21 protein-coding genes and 1 riboswitch are annotated in these 20227 nt (G+C 68.7%); of the genes, 17 read left to right on the plus strand and 4 right to left on the minus strand.

The window, feature by feature from the left end:
• The coding region (locus tag C664_RS15250) for a glycoside hydrolase family 19 protein (protein ID WP_004263359.1) at positions 1–901 on the minus strand (901 nt) is incomplete at its 3' end.
• 174 nt (positions 902–1075) lie between these two features.
• Positions 1076–1297: riboswitch (cobalamin riboswitch) on the plus strand.
• A 186-nt stretch (positions 1298–1483) separates the two neighbouring features.
• Here C664_RS15250 and C664_RS15255 point away from each other — a divergent pair.
• Genes C664_RS15255 through cobJ form a run of 10 tightly spaced genes read left to right on the plus strand, consistent with a single transcriptional unit; the run spans position 1484 to position 10161 of the window.
• On the plus strand, positions 1484–2122 hold the full coding sequence (locus tag C664_RS15255; RefSeq protein ID WP_004263362.1) for an energy-coupling factor ABC transporter permease: 639 nt from the start codon (positions 1484–1486) through the stop codon (positions 2120–2122).
• Positions 2122–2949: a precorrin-4 C(11)-methyltransferase gene (gene cobM / locus C664_RS15260; protein ID WP_004263366.1), complete on the plus strand. Its 828-nt coding sequence runs from the start codon at positions 2122–2124 to the stop codon at positions 2947–2949. Before C664_RS15255 ends, cobM begins: the two co-directional genes overlap by 1 nt.
• Complete coding sequence (locus C664_RS15265) at positions 2946–3860, plus strand: sirohydrochlorin chelatase (protein WP_004263369.1); 915 nt, start codon at positions 2946–2948, stop codon at positions 3858–3860. Before cobM ends, C664_RS15265 begins: the two co-directional genes overlap by 4 nt.
• Positions 3861–3873: 13 nt before the next feature.
• Entirely contained in the window at positions 3874–4554 is a 681-nt protein-coding gene (locus C664_RS15270) for a precorrin-8X methylmutase (RefSeq protein WP_038012063.1), read from the plus strand.
• Between the two features lie 9 nt (positions 4555–4563).
• On the plus strand, positions 4564–5730 hold the full coding sequence (locus tag C664_RS15275) for a cobalt-precorrin-5B (C(1))-methyltransferase (RefSeq protein ID WP_004263375.1): 1167 nt from the start codon (positions 4564–4566) through the stop codon (positions 5728–5730).
• Positions 5723–7117 carry a bifunctional cobalt-precorrin-7 (C(5))-methyltransferase/cobalt-precorrin-6B (C(15))-methyltransferase gene (locus C664_RS15280; protein WP_004263377.1) on the plus strand — a complete coding sequence of 465 codons (1395 nt, stop codon included), beginning with the start codon at positions 5723–5725 and terminating at the stop codon, positions 7115–7117. Before C664_RS15275 ends, C664_RS15280 begins: the two co-directional genes overlap by 8 nt.
• Complete coding sequence (gene cobI, locus C664_RS15285; RefSeq protein WP_004263382.1) at positions 7114–7920, plus strand: precorrin-2 C(20)-methyltransferase; 807 nt, start codon at positions 7114–7116, stop codon at positions 7918–7920. The genes C664_RS15280 and cobI overlap by 4 nt, the downstream gene beginning before the upstream one ends.
• A gap of 11 nt (positions 7921–7931) precedes the next feature.
• A complete protein-coding gene (locus C664_RS15290) occupies positions 7932–8720 on the plus strand; it encodes a cobalamin biosynthesis central domain-containing protein (RefSeq protein ID WP_004263387.1) in 789 nt (262 codons plus the stop codon).
• Entirely contained in the window at positions 8717–9157 is a 441-nt protein-coding gene (locus C664_RS15295; RefSeq protein ID WP_004263391.1) for a cobalamin biosynthesis protein, read from the plus strand. The genes C664_RS15290 and C664_RS15295 overlap by 4 nt, the downstream gene beginning before the upstream one ends.
• Positions 9154–10161 (plus strand): precorrin-3B C(17)-methyltransferase, encoded by a 1008-nt coding sequence (gene cobJ, locus C664_RS15300; RefSeq protein ID WP_004263395.1) that lies wholly within the window; start codon positions 9154–9156, stop codon positions 10159–10161. The genes C664_RS15295 and cobJ overlap by 4 nt, the downstream gene beginning before the upstream one ends.
• Positions 10162–10171: 10 nt before the next feature.
• On the opposite strand, the gene C664_RS15305 is transcribed toward cobJ, so the two are convergent.
• The 3 genes from C664_RS15305 to C664_RS15315 are packed head-to-tail and all read right to left on the minus strand — an operon-like array spanning position 10172 to position 12871.
• Positions 10172–11122 (minus strand): AEC family transporter, encoded by a 951-nt coding sequence (locus tag C664_RS15305; protein ID WP_004263397.1) that lies wholly within the window; start codon positions 11120–11122, stop codon positions 10172–10174.
• 9 nt (positions 11123–11131) lie between these two features.
• A complete protein-coding gene (locus C664_RS15310) occupies positions 11132–12067 on the minus strand; it encodes an AEC family transporter (protein WP_004263399.1) in 936 nt (311 codons plus the stop codon).
• A 42-nt stretch (positions 12068–12109) separates the two neighbouring features.
• The gene (locus C664_RS15315; RefSeq protein WP_004263401.1) at positions 12110–12871 is read right to left on the minus strand and encodes a FadR/GntR family transcriptional regulator; all 762 of its coding nucleotides are present in this window, start codon (positions 12869–12871) and stop codon (positions 12110–12112) included.
• A 396-nt stretch (positions 12872–13267) separates the two neighbouring features.
• Here C664_RS15315 and gudD point away from each other — a divergent pair, with 396 nt between their 5' ends.
• The 7 genes from gudD to C664_RS15350 all read left to right on the plus strand — a co-directional run bounded on the left by gudD (position 13268) and on the right by C664_RS15350 (position 20221).
• Positions 13268–14617, plus strand: coding sequence for a glucarate dehydratase (gene gudD / locus C664_RS15320; protein ID WP_004263403.1), 1350 nt, complete (start codon positions 13268–13270; stop codon positions 14615–14617).
• A 28-nt stretch (positions 14618–14645) separates the two neighbouring features.
• Entirely contained in the window at positions 14646–15551 is a 906-nt protein-coding gene (gene glxR, locus C664_RS15325; RefSeq protein WP_269745300.1) for a 2-hydroxy-3-oxopropionate reductase, read from the plus strand.
• A 94-nt stretch (positions 15552–15645) separates the two neighbouring features.
• Positions 15646–16410, plus strand: a complete 765-nt coding sequence (locus C664_RS15330) for an aldolase/citrate lyase family protein (RefSeq protein ID WP_004263406.1) — start codon at positions 15646–15648, stop codon at positions 16408–16410.
• A 29-nt stretch (positions 16411–16439) separates the two neighbouring features.
• Positions 16440–17261 (plus strand): NAD-dependent epimerase/dehydratase family protein, encoded by an 822-nt coding sequence (locus C664_RS15335; RefSeq protein ID WP_004263409.1) that lies wholly within the window; start codon positions 16440–16442, stop codon positions 17259–17261.
• Positions 17262–17340: 79 nt separating this feature from the next.
• On the plus strand, positions 17341–18333 hold the full coding sequence (locus C664_RS15340; protein WP_004263414.1) for a TRAP transporter substrate-binding protein: 993 nt from the start codon (positions 17341–17343) through the stop codon (positions 18331–18333).
• A 71-nt stretch (positions 18334–18404) separates the two neighbouring features.
• On the plus strand, positions 18405–18938 hold the full coding sequence (locus C664_RS15345; protein ID WP_004263418.1) for a TRAP transporter small permease: 534 nt from the start codon (positions 18405–18407) through the stop codon (positions 18936–18938).
• On the plus strand, positions 18935–20221 hold the full coding sequence (locus tag C664_RS15350) for a TRAP transporter large permease (RefSeq protein ID WP_232435116.1): 1287 nt from the start codon (positions 18935–18937) through the stop codon (positions 20219–20221). The genes C664_RS15345 and C664_RS15350 overlap by 4 nt, the downstream gene beginning before the upstream one ends.
• Positions 20222–20227 lie beyond the last annotated feature (6 nt).

Below are 20227 nucleotides of genomic sequence, written 5' to 3' on the forward strand. Positions count from 1 at the left end.
GCATCGCGGCACGTGCGCGGCCGCGGGCGCGCGGCTGCGGCGCGAGTGCGGCAAGATACTGCTCGGCCACCACGCCCTCGCGCATCGTTCCGCCGAGCATCACGCGGACCCGCAGCCAGCCCGCGACCGCGCCCGGCCCGCGCACCTCGACCTCGGTTCCCTGGGCAAGCGAGGCCAGCAAGGTCGCTGGCGACACGCGCGGCGCGGAACGCAGGTTGAGCTGCAGCGGCACGACGCGGTGGGTGGGGGCAAACGGCACCGAGGCCGGGGCGACCGAGCCAGCCAGCCCCAGCTCGCGCAGGGCGTGGCGGCCTTTCTCTAGCAGTTCGCGGCGGTCGGCAAAGCCGTTTAGGCCGCCGTTGATGCGGCGCGTGATCGCCTTCAGGTCATCGATGTCGGCCAGGTCGTTGAGGGCGTTGCGCTCCCAGAAGAACACCGCCGACTGCACGGCCAGTTCGCTTCCCACGCGGTCGGGCTCGGCCACCACGTCCTGTCCGCACCAGCGTGCCAGGGCGCGGTAGTTGTCCTTGCCAGTAAGCTGGATCAGACCCCGGCCGCGGTAGCGGAAGCCGTCCCCGCTGGCTTCGGGCCCGTTGCCCATGCGCCCGCAATACACGCGGTTGCCGATCCGCTCGGGCTTGCGCGCATAGGCCTCGGCCTCGGCACGCGCGGGGAAATAGCGCGGAAAGACCTTCAGCAGACCGTCTGCCGAGTAGTTCAGGTTCTCCTCGGTCAGGCGCAGGCAGCCCGACTCGTGCAGCGTCTGGGCCAGGAAATGAACGACGCGCGGCGCCGTGTCGATGGCATGCCGGGCCATCTCCGCATTGAGCGCCTCGACATAGCGATCGGCATTTGGACCGGTCGCCCCCATGCGGGTCAGCACCTCGCGTGTGATCAACATGCTGCGTCTCCCGGAAAGCGCGCCCCCGCGGCCGTCGGCGCACTTTCACTAAAGCCCAGGCGCGCACGCTATTCAAGACGTGGCGCAGCCCATCGGAATGTCACCTCTACCCTGCGGTCACGCCGCGACCTTCCGCAGCGGCAACTTGCGTATCCCGATCGGTTTCGATTAGTCTGCGCCCGCATTCGATCCGGGTGCCTTGTCATGCAACCGCATGACAGGGTGAAACGGGAAGTCCGGTGACGTCGTCCGCCCCGCGCGTACGACCAGTCCGGCGCAGCCCCCGCTGCTGTAAGCCTGACGACTCCGCCACACGCCACTGAGCCTTGCGCTCGGGAAGGTCGGCGGACGAGGAAGAAGGCAAGCCAGAAGACCGGCCCGATCGAGTTTGGTTGATGTGAGCCCCGGGGTGAGGGTTCGATCCGACTGGTTTTCCGCCGGCTGCCCGCGTGCGCCGGAAGCTCCAGCCGATTCGTATTGCATGCGTCCGCACGTTCTTGGCGAGGCCAGGGTGCGCGCACGTACGCACACTCCGCCTGCGTGGCTCCCATCGTTGATTCAAAGCACTCGTGGGGAGTCATCATGCATATCGAACCGGGCATCCTTTCCGGCGCCAAGATCGCCGCCGCCAACCTCGCCGCCATCGGCCTTGTCGCCGCCCAGGCACCGCAAGTGGTCAAGCGGCCACAGCTCATCCTGCGCACACTGCTCGCGGCGCTGTTCTTCTCGGTCTTCATGCAGAGCTTCCACCTGCCTGCCGGCGCGTCGGAACTGCACTTCATCGGCGCGATGCCGATCTATCTGGCGCTGGGCTTCGTGCCCACGCTGCTCGGCTTCGGCCTCGGCCTGCTGCTGCAGGGCGTAGTCTTCGAGCCGGCCGACCTGCTGCATCTGGGCGTCAATTTCCTGTCGCTGGCCATGCCATTGCTTGCGCTGCATCTCGGCCTGGGCCGCAAGCTCGCCGCGGGTGCGGCGACCGAGATCAGGTCGGTGCTCAAGCTCGACGCCGCCTACTACGCCGGCGTTGCAGCGATGGTCGGCTTCTGGCTGTCGATGGGCGAGGTCGCCACACCCTTCGCCGAATGGATGACCTTTGCCGCGGCCTACCTGCCGGTGGTGCTGATCGAGCCGGTGCTGACGGTGGCCGTGGTCAGGCTGCTGCAGTCGCAGGCGCATCGCCCGCTGGTCCAGCTCTGCTTCGCCGTCCCGGCGCGCGGCTGATGGCCGGAATACCCGGCACGGTCTGGTTCGTCGGCGCAGGACCCGGCGACCCGGACCTGATCACCGTGAAGGGCCGCCGCCTGCTCGAGCAGGCCGGAGCGATCCTGTTCGCCGGTTCGCTGGTCGACCGCACGGCCACGCAGTACGCGCCAGCCGACTGCGAGATCCGCGACTCCAGGGACATGACGCTCGAGGCCATGAGCGCCTGGCTGCTCGACGCCTGCGCCCGCCATCACACCGTGGTGCGCCTGCAGACCGGCGACCCCGGCCTGTATGGCGCGCTGGTCGAGATGACCCGCCCGCTGGACGCGGCCGGCATCACCTGGCAGGTCGTGCCGGGGGTGTCCTCGGCGATGGCCTCGGCCGCCGCAGCCGGTGAGACCCTGACCCTGCCGGAAGTGACGCAGACCGTGATTCTCACCCGCGTCGCCGGGCGCACGCCGATGCCGCCGGACGAGGATCTGGCGGCGCTCGCCGCGCACCGCACGACGCTGTGCATCTTCCTGTCGATCACGCTGCTGCACGAGGTGCAGCGCGCGCTGCGCGCCGCCGGCTGGCCGGAAGAGGCGCCCATCGTGGTGGTGCAGAAGGCGAGCTGGCCGGGCGCGGAGAAGATCGTCCGCGGCACGCTGGCCGACATCAAGCGCCGCTGCCAGGACGAGAAGATCGCCAGCCAGGCCATGATCATCGCCAGCCCCGCGCTCGGCGCCCGCCACTGGCCCGACATCGCCCGCTCCAAGCTCTACGACCCGGGCTTCGGCCACCGCTTCCGCAAGGCCTCCGCGCCTGCCACCGAAGCCGGCCTGCCCACCGGAGAATCCGCATGAACGACACCGCCATCCTCCTCGTCGGCCACGGCTCGCGCAATCGCGAGGGCAACAAGGAGATCCTGCATTTCGCCGCCCAGTGGCGCGACCGCCACCCTGGCTGGCGCATCGAGACCTGCTTCATCGAGCACGCCGAGGTCTTGCTCGACGAGGGCCTCGACCGTGCCGCGCTCGGAGCACGGCACGTCGTCACCATTCCCTTCATCCTCAACGCCGCCGGCCACGTCAAGATGGAGCTGCCGGCCGCCATCGAGCGCGCGCGCCAGCGCCACCCCGGCGTCGCCTTCGCCTGCGCCCGCCACCTCGGCATGGGGCGCGAGATCTTCACCGTGCTCAAGGGCCAGCTCGACCGCCTGCTGAAGCAGCTCGACATGCCCGACCCGCGCACCACCGGCGTGGTGCTGCTCGGCCGCGGCTCGTCGGACGCGGGCGCCAACGGCGAGCTGGCCAAGATGGCGCGCTGGCTGTTCGAGGACGGCGACCACGAGCTGGTCGACCTCGCCTTCACCGGCGTCACCTGGCCGCGACTCGAAACCGTCGTCCAGCGCCAGGCGCGGCTGGGCATGACGCAGATCTGCGTCGTGCCGGTGTACCTCTTCACCGGGGTGCTGATGGAGCGCATCAAGGCCCAGGTCGCACGCCTGCAGCGCCAGTACCCGCAGATCGCCTTCGCCCTCGGCACGCACTTCGGGTTCGACAAGGGCATCTTCGATCTGCTCGACGCCAAGGTCGGCGGCCAGGAACTGCCCGAGGGCGCGCTGCTGGAGTGCGACGGCTGCAAGTACCGCATTGCCGCCGAGGCCGAGCATCTGCATGACCACAGCCATACACACGTCCATCACACGGACCACGACCATGGCCATCACCACGGTTCCGTCCATGGCCACGCCCATGAACATGCTCACGCCTGAGGCCGGCGCCGCGATGAACACCAACACCGTCACCGAACAGCTCACCGCCGCCGGCCGCGCGATCGAGCACGACTCCTTCGCCATCATCGACGCGGAGGTCGGCGCCCACGCCTACGGCGCCGGGGAGTGGCCGGTCGTGCGCCGCATGATCCACGCCAACGCCGACTTCGACTTCAACGGCCTCACCGCTTTCCACACGGACGCAGTGGAAGCCGGCCTGGCCGCCATCCTCGGTGGCGGCACGCAGATCGTCGCCGACGTCGAGATGATCTGCGTCGGCCTGTCGGCCTCTCGTCTCGCGCACTTCGGCATGCGCACCCATCAGTTCATCTCCGACACCGACGTCATCGAACGCGCCCGCGCCGAGGACACCACGCGCGCGGTACAGGCGATGCGCAAGGCCCACCGCCTCGGCCTGCTCGACGGCGCCATCGTCGGCATCGGCAACGCACCCACAGCGCTGATCGAGCTGGTGCGGCTGATCCGCGACGAAGGCGTGCGCCCGGCTCTTGTCGTCGGCATGCCGGTCGGCTTCGTGTCGGCGGCCGAATCCAAGGACCTGATGGCAGAGCTCGACGAAGTGCCCTGGATCGTCATCCGTGGCCGCAAGGGAGGCTCGACCCTGGTAGTGGCGGCAATCCACGCCCTCTTGGGGCTGGCCGAGGCCCGCCAGTTGCAGGCCCTGCAGGGCTGAGAACCGGCCATGGCGGCAGGACACGCATTGCCGGATAAGGTGCGCAAGGGCGATGCCAAGCGTGACCGCGGCAACCGCACCGGCTTCTCGACCGGCGCCAACTCGGCCGCCGCCGCCGCCGCGGCCACACTCGGCCTGGTGCAGGGCGAGGTGCCGGACGCGGTGGAGTGCGTCCTGCCCAACATGATGCGCGTGCGCTTTGCAGTCACCGACGGCCATGTCGACGGCGATCATGCCCGTGCGGTGTCGGTCAAGGACGCCGGCGACGACCCGGACGCCACCCATGGCGCCCATCTCACCGCCGACGTGTGCCGCATCCCCGGCGGAGGAGGTTCAGTGATCCTGAAGGGCGGCCCCGGCGTAGGCGTAGTCACCAGGCCCGGCCTTGGGCTGGACGTTGGGGGCCCGGCGATCAACCCGGTACCAAGGCGAAACATCGTCGACAACGTACGCGCGGCAGGCGCCCCCATCCTCGAGGCCGGCGACAGCCTGGAGGTGACCATCTCGGTACCGGGCGGCGAGGAGATGGCGAAGAAGACCCTCAACGCCCGCCTCGGCATCCTCGGCGGCATCAGCATCCTCGGCACCACCGGCATCGTCCGCCCGTATTCGACCGCCGCCTTCCGCGCCAGCGTGATCCAGGCCATCGATGTCGCCGCCAACCAGGGCCAGACCAGCGTCGTGTTCACCACCGGCGGCCGCACCGAGAAATGTGCGATGCGCGAATTTCCGCAACTGGACGAAGCCTGCTTCGTGCAGATGGGCGACTTCGTCAAGGCCGCCTTCACCACCGCGGTCAAACAGGGCATGCAGCACATCATCGTCGGCGCGATGGTCGGCAAGCTCACCAAGATCGCCCAGGGCCTGTCGGTCACGCACGCCTGGCGCGAGGAAGTGGACCGCGAGCTGATCGCCGCCGCCGCCGCCGAGGTCGGTGCGCCGCCCGATCTCGTGGCCGAGATCCGCGCAGCCGAGACCGCCCGCTTCGCCGCCGAACGCCTGGCCGGACTCGGCCTGGCCGCGGCCTTCCACCGCGCGCTGGCCGTGCGCGCCATTCGCAGCCTGCGCCAGCGCTACCCCGGCCCGCACCGGCTCACGGTGCTGGCCTGCAACTTCGAGGGCGTGCCGATCGTGACCGTGAACGAGGCCGACCTGACGGAGCCCACGCATGCCTGAACCTACCGCTCCTGTCTGCAGCATCGTCGGCGTCCTCGACGACGGCTGGGACGGCCTTGGCGCCACGGCTCGCCAGCGCATCGACACCGCTGCCTGCGTCATCGGCGCCGAACGCACGCTGGCGCTGATCGCGCCACACGCGCCGGCCGCCCGCCTGCTGGACATGGACGGCGCGCTGAGCCGCGTGCCGGGCTGGATCGAGGAGGTTTCCGGGCAGGGCGGCCACACTGTGGTGCTCGCCACCGGCGACCCCTTGTGCCACGGCATCGCCGGCTTCCTGATCGGCAAGCTCAGCGCCGCGCGGATCGAGGTGCTGCCCGCGCCGTCCACGCTGCAGCTCGCCTTCGCCCGCCTGAAAAAGCCGTGGCAGGAGGCCCGCTTCACCTCCTGCCACGGCGCCGATGCCGGCGAATGGCGGGCCGACCCGCTGCAGCCCGGGCCGACGCCGGAGCACGGCCTGTACCGATTGGTCCGCGCCGTCGCCGAGCATCCGCTGGTCGCCAGCTTCACCAGCCCGGCCAACAGCCCCGACCGCATCGCCCGCGCCTTGCTGGCGGCCGGCTATGGCGAGCCGGGCGGCGGCGAGGACCTGCGCCTGTCGGTGGTCGCCCGCCTGTGCCTGGACGACGAGGCCGTCTTCGAGGGACTGAGCCTGCACGAGGCCGCCACCCGGCGTTTTCCGGAGCCCAACATCCTCGTGATCGAACGCTCGCACTCCCCCGAGCGACGAGACGGAGCGGCGGCGGGCAGGGAGACGGCGACTGCAGCCGACGTCGCGCTCCGCGCCCTGCCCGCCGATACCCCCCTGTTCGGCCTCGACGATCTCGACTACGTGCAGCGCAGCCCCGAGAAGGGCCTGATCACCAAGCTGGAGGCACGCGCGGTGTCGCTCGCCAAGCTGGCGCTGCGTGCCGACAGCCGGGTATGGGACATCGGCGCCGGTTCCGGCTCGGTCGGCCTGGAGGCGAGCCGGATCGCCCGCCATGGCCATGTGTGGGCGATCGAGAAGAACGCGGGCGATGCCGCCAACGCGCGCGCCAACGCCCGTCGCCTGCGCGCGAGCAACTACAGCCTGCACGAAGGCAAGGCCCCGGCCGGGCTCGACGCCTGGCCCGACCCCGACGCGGTCTTCATCGGCGGCTCGGGCGGCGAACTGGGCGAACTGATCGCCCTGGCGCTTCGCCGGCTCAGAGCCGGCGGCCGGCTGGTGATGAACTTCGTCACCCTCGAGAACCTCGCCACTGCCACGTCCGCACTGGCCGCAAGCGGTGCTGCCTGGGACGTGACCATGCTGTCGGCCGCGCGCAGCCAGCCCATCCTCGACATGCACCGGCTCGCTGCGCAGAACCCGGTGTGGATCGTCACCGCCCGCAAGGAAACCGCATGAACGCGCCCACTTTGACCCCCCGTCGTTTCGGCCGCCTGATCGGCGTCTCGCTCGGCCCCGGCGACCCCGACCTCATCACCCGCCGGGGCTGGGCCGCGCTGCAGTCCGGCGCACGCTGGGCCTATCCGGTCAAGCGCGCCGAGGAGTCCTCCTACGCACTGGACATCGCCCGCCGTGGCGGGCTGGCGGTTCCGGACGACGCCGTCGAGCTGGTGTTCCCGATGACACGCGACGCGATCACGCTCGCCAAAGCCTGGGCACGAGCCGCCGCGCAGACGTTGCAGCTGCTGGCCGAAGGCCGCGACCTCGCCTTCCTGGTCGAAGGCGACGCCTCCACCTACTCCACCTTCCGCCACCTGGCGCGCGCCGTACGCGAGCTGGCACCCGAGGTCGAGGTCGACACCATCCCCGGCGTCAGCTCCTTCGCTGCCGCTGCGGCCGTGGCCGACCTCGCGCTGGCCGAAGAGGACGAAACGATGGCGGTGATCCCCGCCGCCTACGGCACCGCCGTCATCGACCACCTGCTCGACGAGTTCGACACCGTGGTGCTGATGAAGGTGAAGCCGCTGCTCGACGAGGTGCTCGACCTGCTCGCACGCCGCGGCCTGCTCGCCAGCAGCTGCTTCGTCGAGAAGGTGGGTGCGCCCAAACAGCGCGTCGTGCATGACGTGGCCAGCCTGCGCGGCGAAAAGGTCAATTACCTGTCGCTGCTGCTGGTGCAGAACCCCAAGCGCCAGCGCGGCGAGCTGCGCCGCGGCTGCCGCAAGCGCGCCGAACAACAGGCTGTAACGGCCGTTTCCTGAGGTCCCTCCCGATGTCTCCACAGACGACCCAACACCTGCCCTTTCCCAACACCCGCATCGCCGTGGTGTCGATCACTCGCCACGGCATCGCGCTGGCCGGCCGCGTCATCGCGGCGCTGCCCGGTGCCACGCTGTTCGCGCCGCAGAAGTTCGGCATCGAGGCCGAAGCCGCCGCCCCCGGCGCGTTCGCCTGTTACGAAGGCAAGGTCGGCGACCAGGTGCCGGCGCTGTTCGCCGGCTTCGACGGCATCGTCGCCATCGTGTCGCTGGGCGCGGTGGTGCGTCTGGTCGCGCCCCACCTGAAGAACAAGGAGACCGACCCCGGCGTGGTGGTGCTCGACGAAGCGGGGCGCTGGGCGATCCCGGTGCTGTCCGGCCACCTCGGCGGCGCCAACGCCATCGCCGGCGTGCTGCAACAGGCAGTAGGCGCCACCCCGGTGCTGACCACCGCATCGGACGCACGCGAGACGCTGGCGGTCGACCTGCTGGGGCGCGAGCTGGGCTGGATCTTCGAGGCCAGCCACGACGAGATCGTGCGCGCCAGCGCCGCAGTAGTGAACGACGAGCCGGTCGCGCTGGTGCAGGAAGCCGGCAGCACCGACTGGTGGTCGCGCCATGCCAACGGCCGCAGCGGCCCGCTGCCGGCCAACATCCAGCGCTTCGAACGGCTGGAAGACGTCGATCCCGAGCGTTTCGGCGCGGTGCTGTGGATCAGCCACCGCCCCTTGCCCGCAAGCTACGCCGGACGCCTCACCGGCAAGCGGGTGATCTACCGTCCCTCCGCGCCGGAGGCGGCGTGAGCGCGGACGGGGGTGCCGGCCGGGCTCTTCAGAGGCTCGCGCTCGGCCTCGGCTGCGACCGCGGCACACCGGCCGCGACCATCGCGCAGGCCATCGACACGGCCCTCGCCAGCATCGGCGCATCGCGCCGCGATGTCGTCACCGTGGCCAGCATCACGCTCAAGGCCGACGAAGCCGGCCTGCTCGAGGCCGTCGCCGCGGCGGGCTGGACGCCACGCTTCTTTCCGCCGCAGCTGCTGGCCGCGGTCGCCGTGCCCAACCCGTCGGAAACGGTGCGCAAATACACCGGCACACCCTCGGTGGCCGAAGCCGCCGCACTGCTTGCCGCCGGAACCGATCTCGCCACCGACCCCGGCGCCCTGCGCGTCGAAAAACACCGGCTGCGCGGCTCCGATGGCCGCAACGCCACCGTCTCCATCGCAAGGATGCCCGCATGAACGCGCCCGACCCCCTCCGCCCCGCCGCTTCCGGCGGCAAGATCATGCTCGTCGGCCTCGGCCCCGGGGCCCACGCGCACCTCACGGCGCGCGCGCGCGCCGCGATCGCCGAAGCCGACACCGTGATCGGCTACGTCACCTACATCCGCCTGGTCGCCGACCTGCTCGAAGGCAAGGAGGTCATCAGGAAGTCGATGACCGAGGAACTGGACCGCGCCATCGAGGCGCTCGAACGCGCGCGCCAGGGCCGCAAGGTCGCGCTGGTGTCCTCGGGCGACGCCGGTGTCTACGGCATGGCCGGTCCCACCTTCGAGGTGCTGTTCCAGGCCGGGTGGACGCCGGACTCGGGCATCGAGGTCGAGATCGTCCCCGGCGCCTCTGCGCTCAACACCTGCGCCGCGTTGGTCGGCGCGCCGCTGACGCACGATTTCTGCGCGATCTCGCTGTCGGACCTGCTCACACCGTGGCCGACCATCGCCCGCCGCCTGGATGCCGTCGCCTACGCCGATTTCGTCGTCGCCCTCTACAACCCCAAGAGCGGCCGTCGCACCCGCCAGATCGTAGAGGCCCAGCGCCTGTTCCTGCGCCACCGCCGCCCCGACACACCGGTCGCCATCGTCAAGTCGGCCTACCGGCCGAAGCAGCGCATCGAATTCACCACGCTGGCGCGCATGACCGAGGCCGATATCGGCATGCTGACCACCGTGCTGATCGGCAACTCCAACACCTTCGTGCGCGACGGCCTGATGGTGACGCCGCGCGGCTACAGCAACAAGTACGAGGTCGCCGCAGGCGAACGCGCCACTCGCGACGGGGAACGGGCGGGCCGCTCGCTGTCGACCGGTCTGGAAGGGTGGCTGCAGGCGATTCGCGCCAGCGGCGCCGACGCAGCGCAACTCGCCGCCGAGTACCGCTTGCCGCAGGACTACATCGCCACCTTGCTGGCGGAACCGGCGGACGAGGCGACAGGCGCAGCCGAAGCACCGCCCGAAGCTGCGGTGTAAGCGCCGTGGCTCAGATCAGCCCGCCGCTGCGCAGCAGCATCACGCCCAGACTCGTCGTCAGCAGCGAGCCGAGGGTCGTCAGCGCGATGATGTTGGCCGCCAGCGCGGCGTTGCCGCCCATCGCGCGCACCATGACGTAGCCGGCCGCGGCCGAGGGCGAGGAGGCCATCAGCATCAGGATGCCGAGCTCGATGCCGCGGAAGCCGAGCGCGACGGCGCCCGCCGTCAGCACCAGCGGCACGAGCACCAGCTTGCCGACCGTCGCCAGCGCGGTGCTGGCGATCTCCGAGCGCAGGCTGCGGAAGTTCAGCGACGCGCCGGTGCACAGCAGCGCCAGCGGCAGCGTCATGTCGGCGACGTATTGCGCCGACTGCAGGGCCAGCGCCGGCAGGCGGATCTCCAGCGCCGACACCGGCAGCGCCAGCAGGATGCCGATGATGAGCGGATTGGTCGCGATGCCGCGCGCGATGCGGCCGGCGCCCTGGCTGCGATGCAGCGAACGGCTGAGGGTGATGACACCGAGGATGTTGACCAGGATCGTCACCAGTCCGAGGTAGAGCGAAGCTGCCGCCAGACCCGCATCGCCGTAGGCATTGACGCAGTAGGCCAGGCCGATGACACCGAAATTGGAGCGAAAGGCGCCCTGCACCACCACGCCACGGTCGCGCTCGGGCTGAACGATGTACTTCGCCACCCACTCCAGCGCGAGGTAGATCGCCAGCGTCGCCAGCAGGCCGTAGGCGATCATGCCGGCGTTGGCCGACTCCGCGATGCGCGTGCGCGCGATGCTGATGAAGAGCAGGGTGGGCAGGGCGATGGTGAACACCAGCTTCGAGCCGCCCTCGATGAAACCGTCGGTGAGCATGCCGGTACGGCGCAGCAGCACGCCGAGGCCGAGCAGCACGAAGATCGGTCCGGTGACCGAGAAGGAGAAACCCAGGATGGAGAGGAAATTGGTCATCGGCGCGCGTCAGGGTCGCAACAGGAACAGCAGTCCGGACAGCGTGAACACCGACAGCACGGTCGACAGGAACACGGCCGAGGCGACGGTCGACTGGCAGGCGTTGTAGCGCTGGGCGAACAGGTAGGGCGTGATCCCCGCCGGCAGGGCCGCGAGCAGCACGCCGGTCATCATCCACAACGGGGGCACGTCGAACACCTGCGTGGCCAGCAGCCACACCAGCAGCGGATGCACGACCGTCTTGAGGGCCACCAGCACGGCTGGCTCGCGCAGGTTGCCACCCAGGCTGTAGCGCGTCAGCGAGGCGCCGAGCGCGAACAGCGCGCAGGGCGTGGCCGCACCGCCCAGGCCCTTGGCCACGGCATCGAACGGGCCGGGAATCTCGATGCCCGACAGCGCGAAGGCCAGCCCGCAGGAAAGACCCCAGATGATCGGCGTGCCCAGCACGCTCCTGCCCAGGTTCAGCAAGGTCGCCGCCGCCGACTGCCTGCCGCCGCGCGCGGCCTCGATCAGCGCGGTGGTGGGCGGCAGCATCAGCAGGCTGTGGCAGGCAATCATCACGAACAGGGGCAAGGCCGCAGACGGACCGTAGGCGGTCATCACCAGCGGGATGCCGAGCATGCCGGTATTCGAGAAGCCGGCGCCGAGGCCCAGTACCGCCTGCTCGTCGGTACGGCGCGCGAACAGGGCGCGCGCCGCCACCATCGCCATGCCGAACACGCCAAAGGCGCCGATGTAGTAGGACAGCAGGTAGCCCCAGGGCATCGCCTCCGGCAGATCGGCCTGGGCGATGGCACGGAACAGCATCAAGGGCAGGGCGAAGTTGAACACGAACAGGGACAGCCCGCGATTGGCCGCCTCGTCGAACACGCCGAGGCGCGCCGCGGCATAGCCAAGCGCGAGCGTGCCGAAAACCGGCAGGATGATGCCGAAGATGATGTCCAAGACCCTTCCTTGCTCAGATGGCCGACCGCGCCCACGCGGCACTCAGGCCGGCGGACGCTCCGCCTCTTCCTGCACACGCACGAGACGCTCGCGGCTGTTGGACAGGTGGGTGCGCATCGCCGCCCGCGCCGCCTCGGTGTCCTGCCGGCGAATCGCGTTGTAGATGTCCTCGTGCTCGCGATTGACGCGGTACAGGTAGGCGGCGAAGTCGTCGCCCGCCAGCCGGGCGGTGTTGACCCGGGCACGCGGAATGATGGCTTCGCCCAGGTGCTTCATGAAGTCGGAAAAGTGCGGATTGCCGGTGGCCTTGGCGATTGCGAGGTGGAAGCGGATGTCGGCGCCGACACAGTTGCCCTGGTTGCCCACCGCGTCCTGGAAATCGTCGAGCGCCGCGCGCATCTCGTCGAGCTGGGCGTCGGTGCGGCGCACGGCCGCCAGCGATGCGGCCTCGGTCTCGAGCGCAATGCGCAGTTCCAGGATGGAGATGATGTCACGCACCGTGTGCAAGGTGGCGGGGTCGATGCGCAAGGTGCCCTGCGGCGCGCGGGCCGGCGCCAGCACGAATGAACCGATGCCGTGGCGCGTCTCGACCAGGCCGGCGGCCTGCAGTCGCGAGATCGCCTCGCGTACCACCGTACGGCTGACACCCCGTTCGCGCACGATCTCGGATTCGGTCGGCAGCTTGTCGCCGGGTCGGAGTTCGCCTGTCTGAATGCGCTGCGTCAGGTCAGCCACCACGTCGTGCGCCAGACCGCGGGCGGGGCGGCGCGGTTTCGATGCGGAAGGAAGGGGGTCGGGACTCATGTCGTATCGCGCAGCGCGCCCTCGTCAGTGATCGGCGAGGCGGCAGGCGAGCGCCTGTCGCATGTCGTTGGATTAGGGCTGAATTGTATGTTGTCTGACGTCTTCAGCCAAGCACGCGAATGCTCGTCAGAACCAGCACTTGTCAGACATCATCAGTAAAACCTCGGGGATCGGCCTGGTCATCACACCACCAGACACGCCTTGAAGCCCCCATTCATGCAATCCAGTAAGGGTTTGAGCCCTTATGGAAAGCGAAAAAACTCTTTGTCTGCGCGCATTTCATGCTGCAAAGCAATAAATAGAATCTTTTCATTCATCAGGAAAAGTCTTGCATGAGGAAAAGCCGAATTATAGGATGTCAGACATCTTAAGCCGCAGGACGCAGGAGCCCTCTTCATGAGCCTTTCCCAGCCCGCCAGCCACGCCCCGGTCGTCACCACCATGCGAGTCGTCCCGGTCGCCGGCCAGGACAGCATGCTGCTGAACCTGAGCGGCGCACACGGCCCTTACTTCACCCGCAACATCCTCATCCTGACGGACAGCGCGGGCAATACCGGCCTGGGCGAGGTGCCCGGCGGCGAGAAGATCCGCCAGACGCTGGAAGACGCCCGCAGCCTGATCGTCGGACAACCGGTCGGCAACTGGAACGCCGTGCTCAATGCCATGCGCCAGCGCTTCGCCGACCGCGATGCCGGCGGCCGCGGCCTGCAGACCTTCGACCTGCGCGTGACCATCCACGCCGTCACCGCGGTCGAGGCCGCGCTGCTCGACCTGCTCGGTCAGCACCTGGGCGTGCCGGTCGCGGCCCTGCTCGGCGAAGGCCAGCAGCGCACGGAAGTCGAGATGCTCGGCTACCTGTTCTTCGTCGCCGATCGCAACCGGACCGACCTGAAGTACCGCAGCGAAGCGGACGCCGACGAAGCCTGGTTCCGCGTGCGCAACGAGGAAGCGATGACGCCCGAGGGTGTGGTGCGCCTGGCCGAGGCCGCCCACGCGCGCTACGGCTTCAACGACTTCAAGCTCAAGGGCGGCGTGCTGCGCGGCGAGGAAGAGGTGGAAGCCGTCCGTGCCCTGCACGAACGCTTCCCGCAGGCACGCGTGACGCTCGACCCCAACGGCGGCTGGCTGCTGAAGGATGCGGTGCGCCTGCTGCGCGACCTGCACGGCGTGCTGGCCTACGCGGAAGACCCCTGCGGCGCCGAAGGCGGTTTTTCCGGCCGCGAGGTGATGGCCGAATTCCGCCGCGCGACCAGCCTGCCCACCGCCACCAACATGGTCGCCACCGACTGGCGCCAGATGGGGCATTCGATCCAGCTGCAGTCGGTGGACATCCCGCTCGCCGACCCGCATTTCTGGACGCTGGCCGGTTCGGTGCGGGTGGCGCAGATCTGCCACGAATGGGGCCTGACCTGGGGCTCCCATTCCAACAACCACTTCGACATCTCGCTGGCGATGTTCACCCACTGCGCCGCCGCCGCGCCCGGCCGCATCACCGCCATCGACACCCACTGGATCTGGCAGGAAGGCAGCGAGCGCCTGACGCGTGCGCCGCTGCAGATCGTCGACGGCAAGGTCGCCGTGCCGCAGAAGGGCGGCCTGGGCATCGAGCTCGACGAGGACCAGCTCGAGAAGGCCCACCGCTGCTACCTGGAAAACGGCCTCGGCGCGCGCGACGACGCGGTGGCCATGCAATACCTGATCCCGGGCTGGACCTTCGACAACAAGCGGCCGTGCATGGTGCGCTGAGCCGCCACCCCCGACCCCACGTCATTTCATACGATCACGGAGAACTCACATGAAACTCGGATTCATCGGCCTCGGCATCATGGGCGCACCGATGGCGGGCAAGCTGCTCGCGGCCGGTCACGAACTCTTCGCGCAGTCGCGCAGCGGCGTGCCGGCCGAACTGCTGGAGAAGGGCGCCAAGGCCTGCGCCAACGCCCGCGAAGTGGCACGGCAGGCCGACATCGTCTTCCTCATGGTGCCCGACACGCCGCACGTCGGTGAGGTGCTGTTCGGCGAGGACGGCGCCGCCGCAGGCCTGTCCGCCGGCAAGATCGTGGTCGACATGAGCTCGATCTCGCCGATCGCTACCAAGGCATTCGCCCAGCGCATCAACGCACTGGGATGCGAGTACCTCGACGCGCCGGTGTCGGGCGGCGAGGTCGGCGCCAAGGCCGGCACCCTGACCATCATGGTCGGCGGCAACGAAGCCACCTTCGAGAAGGTCAGGCCGCTGTTCGAGCTGATGGGCAAGAACATCACCCTGGTCGGCGGCAACGGTGACGGCCAGACCTGCAAGGTCGCCAACCAGATCATCGTCGCCCTAAACATCGAGGCCGTCGGCGAAGCGCTGCTGTTCGCCTCCAAGGCGGGCGCCGACCCGGCCAAGGTACGCCAGGCGCTGATGGGGGGCTTCGCGTCCTCGCGCATCCTCGAGGTCCATGGCGAGCGCATGATCAAGCGCACCTTCAACCCCGGTTTCCGCATCGAGCTGCACCAGAAGGATCTCAACCTCGCGCTCGAAGGCGCACGGGCCCTGGGGCTGTCGCTGCCCCACACCGCCAGCGCGCTGCAGCTGATGAACGCCTGCACCGCCCACGGCGGCGCGGCCTGGGACCACTCCGGCCTGGTGCAGGCCCTGGAGATCGCCGCCAACCACAAGATCGCCGGCAACTGAGCCCCCGACCCCGACCGCTCTCCCAGGCGGGCGCCATGGACGACGCCCGTCGCCGCGGTGCCTGCCACCTCCAACAGCCCTGACGGAACCGACCATGGACCTGCCCATCAACCGTTTCAAGCACGCCATCCAGTCCGGCCAGAAGCAGATCGGCCTGTGGTCGCACCTGTGCAGCAACATCAGCACCGAGATCCTCGCCCATTGCGGCTACGACTGGCTGCTGCTCGACATGGAGCACTCGCCCAACGAGGTCGGCACCATCCTGTCGCAGTTGCAGGCGATGAACGGCGGCACGGCCTCGGCCATCATCCGCCCCTACTGGAATGACATGGTGCTGTTCAAGCGCCTGCTCGACATCGGCGTGCAGACCCTGCTCGTCCCCTACGTGCAGACCGAGGAAGAGGCCCGCAACGCCGTCGCCTACACGCGCTACCCGACCCAGGGCGTACGCGGCTACGCCGGCGCGCCGCGCGCGTCCAACTACGGCCGCGTCAAGGATTACGCCCATCGTTGCCAGGACGAGATCTGCGTGCTGGTGCAGGTCGAGACCATCGACGGGCTGAAGAACCTGGAAGCGATCGCCAGCGTGGACGGCATCGACGGCGTCTTCATCGGCCCGGGCGACCTGTCGGCCGCACTCGGCCATCTCGGCAATCCCAAGCACCCGGACGTGCTGGCCGCGATCGAGGACGCGATCCGCCGCATCCAGGCCTGCGGCAAGGCCGCCGGCATCCTGACCGGCGACGAGGCGCTGGCGCAGCGCTACGTCGAACTCGGCTGCCTGTTCGTCGCCGTCGGCGCCGACCAAAACGTGCTGCGCGACGGCGCACAGGCACTGGCTGCACGCTTCAAGGGCTGAACTCCCGCTTCGAACCCAGGACGACCAACATGCTCGACAAACCCGCCTCCCCCATCCGCTTCAAGCGCCTGCTGCTGACCGGCGCGGCCGGCAACCTCGGCAAGGTGCTGCGCCCCCGCCTGCGCGCCTACTGCGACGTGCTGCGCGTGAGCCACCGTTCGGACCTCGGCGCCCCCGAGGCCGGCGAAGAGATCATGATCGCCTCGCTGGAAGACAAGGACGCCATGCTGGGCCTGCTCGAAGGCGTCGACGCCGTGGTGCACATGGGCGGCGTATCCACCGAGCAGCCGTGGGAGCCGATCCTCGCCGGCAACATCGTCGGCGCCTACAACCTGTACGAGTCGGCGCGCAAGAACGGCGTCAAGCGCATCATCTTCGCCAGCTCCAACCACGTCACCGGCTTCTACCGCCAGGACGAGGTGATCGACACCCGCGTGCCGGTCCGCCCAGACGGCTTCTACGGTCTGTCCAAGGCCTTCGGCGAGAACCTCGCCCAGCTCTACTTCGACCGCTGGGGCATCGAGACCGTCAGCCTGCGCATCGGCTCGTCCTTCCCGGCCCCGGTCGACCGCCGCATGCTCGCGACCTGGATGAGCTACGACGACCTCGAGCGCCTGGTGGTGGCCGGCCTGACCGCCCCCATCGTCGGCCACAGCGTCATCTACGGCATGTCGGACAACGCCACCACCTGGTGGGACAACACCTACGCCAGACACATCGGCTACCGCCCGCTCGACAGCTCGGACGTCTTCCGCGACGAAGTCGAGGCGCGCCAGCAGACCATCGACCGCAACGATCCGGTCGCGCTGTACCAGGGTGGCGGCTTCGTCACCAAGGGACCGTTCGACTGACCCCGCAATCCCTTTTCATAACCGGCCGCGCACCGCCGCAAGCGGCCTCGTAGCACCTCGCCAAAGGAAGGAGACTCAGATGAAAACCCGCAGGAAGTTCCTCGCCACCGGCGCCCTGATGGCGGCGCTCGGCTTCGCCGGCCTCGCTCCGATGAGCGCCAGTGCGCAGATGGTCATGAAGGCCGCCGACGTCCACCCCGCCGGCTACTCGACCGTGGTCGCGGTCGAGAACATGGGCAAGAAGGTCGAGGCCGCCACCAACGGCCGCATCAAGTTCCAGATGTTCCCCGGCGGTGTGCTCGGCGACGAGAAGACGATGATCGAGCAGACCCAGTTCGGCGCGATCCAGATCCTGCGCACCTCGCTCGGCCCGGTCGGCAACGTGGTGCCCGAGGTCAACGTCTTCAACATGCCCTTCATGTTCCGCGACGAAGCCCACCTGCACGCGGTGCTCGACGGCCCGATCGGCCAGGAGATGCTGGACAAGATCAGCGCCTCGCCGGCCAAGATGGTGGCGCTCGCCTTCACCGTGGCCGGCAGCCGCAGCCTCTACACCAAGAAGCCGGTGCGCACGCCCGACGACCTGAAGGGCCAGAAGATCCGCATGATGGGCAATCCGCTGTTCATCGACACCATGAACGCGATGGGCGGCAACGGCATCTCGATGGGCTACGGCGAAGTCTTCACCGCGCTGCAGACCGGCGTGATCGACGGCGCCGAGAACAACGAGCCCAGCCTGTTCACCTCGAACCACTACACCACCGGCACCAAGTACTACACCCAGACCAAGCACCTGATGATTCCCGAGATCATCGTGATGTCGAAGGTCACCTGGGACAAGCTGTCGGCGGACGACCAGGCGATGTTCAAGAAGCTGGGCCGCGAGGCGCAGATGGAACAGCGCGAGCTGTGGAACAAGAGCGTGGAGGAAAGCGTGGCCAAGCTGAAGGCTGCCGGCGTCGAGTTCATCGAGGTGGACAACAAGCCCTTCTACGACGCCACCGCGCCGGTGCGCGCGAAGTACGGCGAGAAGTACGCCGACCTGATCAAGCGCATCGAAGCCGTCAAGTAAGGCCCAAGACGTCTCTCCCAGGGGCCGGTGTTCCGAGCGGGCATCGGCCCCACCTCCGGAGTCTTCTCCAAATGAGTCATCCCTTCGTCCGGCTGATGGACCATCTCTATCACGCCTGCATCTGGGTCGCCGGCCTGTCCATCCTGGCCATGTCCCTGATCATTCCCTGGGGCGTGTTCTCGCGCTACGTGCTGGGCACCGGCTCGCACTGGCCCGAGCCGATCTCGATCATGCTGATGGTGGTGTTCACCTTCGTCGGCGCCGCGGCCAGCTACCGTGCCGGCGGCCACATCGCGGTGGCCATGCTGACCGAGCGCCTGCCTGCGACCCTGCAGGGGCTGTGCGCGAAGCTGGTCGACCTGCTGATGGCGGCCATCAGCCTCTTCGTCGCCTGGTACGGCATGGACCTGGTGCTGGCCACCATGGGCCAGACCGTCGCCGAACTGCCCTCGATGCCGGTCGGCTACACCTATCTCGCATTGCCGGTCGGCAGCATGATCACCCTGCTGTTCGTCATCGAACGCATCGTCTTCGGCAGCCAGCACATGCGCCCGATCGTGCGCTTCGACGAGCACCACGAAGAACACGCCGAAGGAGGCGCATGATGGACGCCCTGGTCCTGCTCGGCAGTCTCGCCGTCTTCATCGCGATCGGGGTGCCGGTCGCCTATTCGCTGGGCCTGGCGGCGCTGGTCGGCGCGCTGTGGATCGAGCTGCCGCTCGAAGCGGTCATGATCCAGCTCGCCTCCGGGGTCAACAAGTTCTCCCTGCTGGCGATTCCCTTCTTCGTGCTGGCCGGCGCGATCATGGCCGAAGGCGGCATGTCGCGCCGTCTGGTGGCCTTCGCCGGGGTGCTGGTGGGTTTCATCCGCGGCGGGCTGTCGCTGGTGAACATCCTGGCCTCGACCTTCTTCGGCGCCATCTCCGGCTCGTCGGTGGCGGACACGGCCTCGGTCGGCTCGGTGCTGATCCCCGAGATGGAGCGCAAGGGCTATCCGCGCGCCTTTGCCACCGCCGTCACGGTCAGCGGCTCGGTGCAGGCCATCCTGATCCCGCCCAGCCACAACGCGGTGATCTATTCGCTCGCCGCCGGCGGCACGGTGTCGATCGCCAGCCTGTTCATGGCCGGCGTGGTCCCCGGTCTGCTGCTCGGGCTGACGCTGGCGATCATGTGCCTGTTCATCGCCAAGAAGCGCAACTACCCCAAGGGCGACCCGATCCCCTTGCGTCAGGCGCTGAAGATCGTCGGCGAAGCGATGTGGGGCCTGCTGACCATCGTCATCATCCTCGGCGGCATTCTGAGCGGCGTCTTCACCGCCACCGAGTCCGCGGCAATCGCGGTGGTGTACGCCTTCTTCGTGACGATGTTCATCTATCGCGACTACAAGTGGTCGGAACTGCCCAAGCTGATGCACCGCACGGTCAAGACCGTGACCATCGTCATGATCCTGATCGGCTTCGCCGCCGCCTTCGGCTACCTGATGACGCTGATGCAGATCCCGACCAAGGTCACCGCTGCCTTCACCACGGTCTCGGACAACCGCTACGTCATCCTGGCGCTGATCAACGTCATGCTGCTGGCGCTGGGCACGCTGATGGACATGGCCCCGCTGATCCTGATCCTGACCCCGATCCTGCTGCCGGTGGTCACCGCGCTCGGCATCGACCCGGTGCACTTCGGCATGATCATGATGGTGAACCTGGGCATCGGCCTGATCACGCCGCCGGTAGGCACGGTGCTGTTCGTGGGCAGCGCGGTGGCCAAGCTGCCGATCGGCGTGGTGACGAAGGCGACGATGCCCTTCTTCGTCGCACTTTTCACGGTGCTGCTGCTGGTCACCTACATCCCCGGCCTGTCGCTGTGGCTGCCGCGTGCACTGGGTCTGTGAGCCGGC

The organism is Thauera sp. 63 (genome assembly GCF_000310165.2).
GTDB lineage: Bacteria > Pseudomonadota > Gammaproteobacteria > Burkholderiales > Rhodocyclaceae > Thauera > Thauera humireducens.

Excerpts from the sequence above, each read along its gene's own strand:
- C664_RS15270 (WP_038012063.1), top strand. The coding sequence starts at position 3,874 with ATGAACACCAACACCGTCACCGAACAGCTCACCGCCGCCGGCCGCGCG.
- C664_RS15290 (WP_004263387.1), top strand. The coding sequence starts at position 7,932 with ATGTCTCCACAGACGACCCAACACCTGCCCTTTCCCAACACCCGCATC.
- C664_RS15350 (WP_232435116.1), top strand. The coding sequence starts at position 18,935 with ATGATGGACGCCCTGGTCCTGCTCGGCAGTCTCGCCGTCTTCATCGCG.
- C664_RS15335 (WP_004263409.1), top strand. The coding sequence starts at position 16,440 with ATGCTCGACAAACCCGCCTCCCCCATCCGCTTCAAGCGCCTGCTGCTG.
- C664_RS15340 (WP_004263414.1), top strand. The coding sequence starts at position 17,341 with ATGAAAACCCGCAGGAAGTTCCTCGCCACCGGCGCCCTGATGGCGGCG.
- C664_RS15330 (WP_004263406.1), top strand. The coding sequence starts at position 15,646 with ATGGACCTGCCCATCAACCGTTTCAAGCACGCCATCCAGTCCGGCCAG.
- C664_RS15305 (WP_004263397.1), bottom strand. The coding sequence starts at position 11,122 with ATGACCAATTTCCTCTCCATCCTGGGTTTCTCCTTCTCGGTCACCGGA.
- C664_RS15275 (WP_004263375.1), top strand. The coding sequence starts at position 4,564 with ATGGCGGCAGGACACGCATTGCCGGATAAGGTGCGCAAGGGCGATGCC.
- C664_RS15345 (WP_004263418.1), top strand. The coding sequence starts at position 18,405 with ATGAGTCATCCCTTCGTCCGGCTGATGGACCATCTCTATCACGCCTGC.
- C664_RS15280 (WP_004263377.1), top strand. The coding sequence starts at position 5,723 with ATGCCTGAACCTACCGCTCCTGTCTGCAGCATCGTCGGCGTCCTCGAC.
- cobJ (WP_004263395.1), top strand. The coding sequence starts at position 9,154 with ATGAACGCGCCCGACCCCCTCCGCCCCGCCGCTTCCGGCGGCAAGATC.
- gudD (WP_004263403.1), top strand. The coding sequence starts at position 13,268 with ATGAGCCTTTCCCAGCCCGCCAGCCACGCCCCGGTCGTCACCACCATG.
- cobM (WP_004263366.1), top strand. The coding sequence starts at position 2,122 with ATGGCCGGAATACCCGGCACGGTCTGGTTCGTCGGCGCAGGACCCGGC.
- C664_RS15265 (WP_004263369.1), top strand. The coding sequence starts at position 2,946 with ATGAACGACACCGCCATCCTCCTCGTCGGCCACGGCTCGCGCAATCGC.
- C664_RS15255 (WP_004263362.1), top strand. The coding sequence starts at position 1,484 with ATGCATATCGAACCGGGCATCCTTTCCGGCGCCAAGATCGCCGCCGCC.
- cobI (WP_004263382.1), top strand. The coding sequence starts at position 7,114 with ATGAACGCGCCCACTTTGACCCCCCGTCGTTTCGGCCGCCTGATCGGC.
- C664_RS15315 (WP_004263401.1), bottom strand. The coding sequence starts at position 12,871 with ATGAGTCCCGACCCCCTTCCTTCCGCATCGAAACCGCGCCGCCCCGCC.